Here is a 3,781-nt window from a genome sequence, read left to right as displayed (position 1 = left end):
CGGTCCAGCACGAAATCGGCCAGCTCGTGCGGCGAGTACTTGGCGACGAAGGCGTTGGCGCCCACGCGCTCGACCATCGCATTGTTGAATACGCCCGACAGCGAGGTGTGCAGCAGCACGTACAGGCCGGCCAGGCCCGGGTGCCGCCGGATTTCCGTCGTCAGCGTGTAGCCGTCCATGGCCGGCATCTCGATGTCCGAGATCACCATCGCGTAGCGTTCGGCCGGGTTCTCGCCCGAGGCGTGGATCTGCAGCAGGTGGTCCAGCGCCTGCTTGCCATCGGACAGCAGGGTCGCCCCCACGCCCAGCTGGTCAAGCACGCTGCGGATCTGCTGGCGGGCCACGCGCGAGTCGTCCACCACCAGCACCTGCAGCTGCGGGCCATCGGCGGGCATCGCCATCGCCGGGTCGAGCACGGCTTCACCGCGGACCTGGGCAATGTCGGCCAGCACGCTTTCGACGTCGATCACCTGGATCAGCTCGCCCTGGAAGCGGGTCACGGCGGTCAGGTAGCTCGATTCAGCGCCCAGCTCCGGCGGTGGGTGGATGTCTTCCACCGCGATGTTGACGATGCGCTCCACGCCACTGACCAGGAAGCCCTGGATCGAGCGGTTGAATTCAGTGACGACCAGGTAGCCGGGCGAGGTGTCCGCATCGGGTTCACGCTCGGGGTGGCCGATCGCCAGGCCCAGGTCCAGCACCGGCACCGAGCGGCCCCGCACATCGGCCACGCCGGAGAACTGGCTGGGCAGCCCGGGCACCTGGAACAGCTCCGGGCGGCGCAGGACTTCCTGCACCTTGAAGACATTGACGCCAAAAAGCTGACGTCCGCCGAGACGGAACAGCAGCAGCGCCAGGCGGTTGTGGCCGGCCAGTCGGGTCCGCTGGTCGATCCGGTTGAGCAGGTCATGGGACATGGCTGCTGTATCGGCGTGCTCGGCACCGAACTTGAGCGCTTTCGTAGAGTCGAGCCATGCTCGGCCGAGTCTCTTGTAGAGTCGAGCCATGCTCGACTGGCTGTTCGGAGAAGAGCAGTCGAGCATGGCTCGACTCTACAGAAGGCGACCCCGTCGATCTGGCACATCCCTTGCACGCATCTGGGCCAGATCCCCTCGACAGGAGGCGCCATGCGCCGGGTCACATTTCTCTATGCCATCGCCCTGGCCCTGGCCACGCCCTGGGCGGGCGCCGCCGACTGGCAGCCCGTGGCCAGCATCCGCGCCGCGGCGTTGTCGACGCTGCCGGCCGGCAGCGAGGGCGAGGCCCAGGTGGCCGACGCGCTGCGCCTGCCGAAGTGTGGTGGCGCGTTGCAGGTGCAGCCCACTGCCAACACCACGGTGGAGGTCAGCTGTCCCGATGCAGGTGGCTGGCGCCTGTTCGTGCCGGTGAAGGTACGGCGCAACCAGACCGTGCTGGTACTCAATCGTGGAATCGGCACTGGAGAAACCCTTACCGCCGCCGATATCACCACTGCCCAGCGTGATGCAGCCCGGATAGCCGGTGCGGTACTGGCCGATCCCAACGCGGCGATCGGCCGCATCGCCCGCCGTCCGTTGCAGGCCGGGGCCCTGCTGTCGAACAACGACCTGGTGGTGCAGCGTCTCATCAAGCGAGGAGACAATGTGGCGCTGGTGTCGCGTCGCGGCTCGGTCGAAGTCCGCATTGCCGGCCGTGCGATGGGTGATGCGGGCGAGAATGAACGGGTCTCGGTGGAGAACCTGTCCTCGCGGAGGATCGTGCAGGGCACGGTCGATGCCGCAGGTGACGTAATCGTGGCGCGTTGAATTGACGCAGAATATCCCTAAAGATCGCGGCCCAGCGGCCGTTATCCCTTGTGAACGGCAACTCCAGGACACCCCATGAGCCAGAAAATCGACGGCAACCTGCAGGTCCCCCAGGCACTGCGCAGCGTGACGACCCCGGCCAGCAAGCCCGGCGTCAGCAGCGATTCGCCGGCGCGCCCGGTCGAGGCCGCCGACAGCCTGCGCCTGACCGGCGAGGCCACCAATCTGCAGGCCATCGAGCGTGAGCTGACCACCGCCCCGGCGATCGACGCCCAGCGCGTGGCCGCCGTGCGCGAGTCGCTGCAGAACGGCACCTACAAGATCAATCCGGACGCGATCGCTTCGCGCATGCTCGATCTGGACCAGCAGCTGCAGGGATGACCGCAGCGATGAGCGAGCCGCTGCAGCGTCTCGCCCAGGCCCTGGACGTTGAGCGCCAGGCCCTGGTCGAGCACGACGTGCACGCCCTGATCCGTGCCACCGGCGCCAAGCTGGAAGCGCTGCGTGCGCTGGAAGGTGCGCCGCCGGTCGGCGAGGGCGAACAGCTGCAGGAACTGGCCGAACGCAACCGGGCCAACGGTGTGCTGCTGTCGCGCCGCCGCCGTGAGGTCAACTGGGCGCTGCGCCAGCTGGGCCGTACCGAAGACGCCTCGGCCTACGACGCCAAGGGTCAGTCGCACACGGTCACCGCCCGCCGCCCCCTCGCCGTCGCCTGACGCGACGGCGATCGCACACCCCCTCCCCGCGGGCTGAAGCCCGCCGCGCGACCGCGTATATTGGGCGCCTGTTCGAACGCCCCGAGTTGCCGTGTCCGCTGCCAACGCCCTGGTTACCGCCCCCCTTCCGCCGCAGCCGGTGCTGCAGGCGCTGCTTGAGCGCCTGCGCGAAGGCCTGCTGCTGTTCACCGAGGACGGGCAGGTGGCCCTGGCCAATCCGGCCGCGCAGAACCTGCTGGCCAACGGCGAGGACGGCGCATTGCCGCCGCCGCAGCGCCTGCGTGAACTGTTGCCGCCCGATGCGCTGGAGCAGGCGCGCCAGCATGGTCACTGGAACGGCAGCCTGCCGCTGGGCGAGGGCGTGGTCATCGCCCACCTGTACCACCACGGCCCGGTCGGCGAAGGGCACTTCCTGGCGTTGTTCCGCCACATCGAAGGGCAGGAAGACTACGAACGCGAGCTGCAGCAGCGCCACGCCGAACTGCGCCAGGCCTACCTGCGCCGCAACGGCACCCAGGAAAAGCTGCTGCAATCGGAAAAGATGGCCTCGATCGGCCAGCTCGCCGCGGGTGTGGCGCACGAGATCAACAACCCGATCGGTTACGTGCACTCCAACCTGGGCAGCCTGCAGGAATACCTGCGCAGTCTGTTCACCGTGATCGAGGCCTACGAGCGCGCCCTGCGTGCGCCGGATCCGAAGGCGTTGATTCCGGAGATCGACGATATCCGTGACCGCCTCGACATCGACTTCATCAGCCGCGACCTGCCGCAGCTGATGGCCGAGTCGCGCGAGGGCATCGAGCGGGTGACCCGCATCGTGCGCGACCTGAAGGACTTCTCGTATTCCGGTCGCGATGAGTCGTGGAAGCTGGTCGACCTGCATGCGGGCCTGGAATCGACCATCAACATCATCTGGAACGAGCTCAAGTACAAGGTCACCCTGGTGCGCGAGTTCGGCCAGCTGCCGCTGGTGGAGTGCCTGCCGTCGGAACTGAACCAGGTCTACATGAACCTGCTGCTCAACGCCGGCCACGCCATCGCCGAGCGCGGCACCATCACCGTGCGCACCGGCGTTGATGGCGATCATGTCTGGGTGGAGTTCGAAGACACCGGCGGCGGCATCTCGCCGGAACTGCGCCAGCGCATCTTCGATCCGTTCTTCACCACCAAGCCGGTGGGCAGCGGCACCGGGCTGGGCCTGTCGATCTCCTACAGCATCATCAACAAGCACCACGGCCGCATCGACCTGGACAGCACCCCGGGCGTTGGCTCGCGCTTCCG

The 3,781-nt window shown here is 67.6% G+C and carries 5 protein-coding genes; 4 read left to right on the top strand and 1 reads right to left on the bottom strand.

Annotated features, from left to right (window positions below; all coding sequences use genetic code 11):
• The coding region (locus tag N7590_RS21910; protein WP_279935902.1) for a chemotaxis protein at nucleotides 1–917 on the bottom strand (917 nt) is incomplete at its 3' end.
• Nucleotides 918–1,127: 210 nt separating this feature from the next.
• On the opposite strand from N7590_RS21910, the gene flgA reads away from it, so the two are divergent.
• From flgA to N7590_RS21890, 4 genes are all read left to right on the top strand, one after another.
• Nucleotides 1,128–1,784 carry a flagellar basal body P-ring formation chaperone FlgA gene (gene flgA / locus N7590_RS21905; RefSeq protein WP_164240889.1) on the top strand — a complete coding sequence of 219 codons (657 nt, stop codon included), beginning with the start codon at nucleotides 1,128–1,130 and terminating at the stop codon, nucleotides 1,782–1,784.
• A gap of 75 nt (nucleotides 1,785–1,859) precedes the next feature.
• Nucleotides 1,860–2,165 carry a flagellar biosynthesis anti-sigma factor FlgM gene (gene flgM, locus N7590_RS21900; protein ID WP_006444133.1) on the top strand — a complete coding sequence of 102 codons (306 nt, stop codon included), beginning with the start codon at nucleotides 1,860–1,862 and terminating at the stop codon, nucleotides 2,163–2,165.
• A complete protein-coding gene (locus N7590_RS21895) occupies nucleotides 2,162–2,500 on the top strand; it encodes a flagellar protein FlgN (RefSeq protein WP_006366325.1) in 339 nt (112 codons plus the stop codon). The genes flgM and N7590_RS21895 overlap by 4 nt, the downstream gene beginning before the upstream one ends.
• A gap of 91 nt (nucleotides 2,501–2,591) precedes the next feature.
• On the top strand, nucleotides 2,592–3,781 hold a 1,190-nt coding region (locus N7590_RS21890; RefSeq protein ID WP_279935901.1), incomplete at its 3' end, for an ATP-binding protein.

This window comes from Stenotrophomonas sp. GD04024, from assembly GCF_029837545.1.
In the GTDB taxonomy this organism is placed as follows: Bacteria; Pseudomonadota; Gammaproteobacteria; order Xanthomonadales; family Xanthomonadaceae; genus Stenotrophomonas; species Stenotrophomonas forensis.
Note: the sequence above shows the minus strand (reverse complement) of the source record. Positions and strands in the feature narration are given on the sequence as shown.

Bases quoted from the DNA above. Each gene is read 5' to 3' on its own strand.
- flgA (WP_164240889.1), top strand. From the start codon at position 1,128: ATGCGCCGGGTCACATTTCTCTATGCCATCGCCCTGGCCCTGGCCACG.
- flgM (WP_006444133.1), top strand. From the start codon at position 1,860: ATGAGCCAGAAAATCGACGGCAACCTGCAGGTCCCCCAGGCACTGCGC.
- N7590_RS21895 (WP_006366325.1), top strand. From the start codon at position 2,162: ATGACCGCAGCGATGAGCGAGCCGCTGCAGCGTCTCGCCCAGGCCCTG.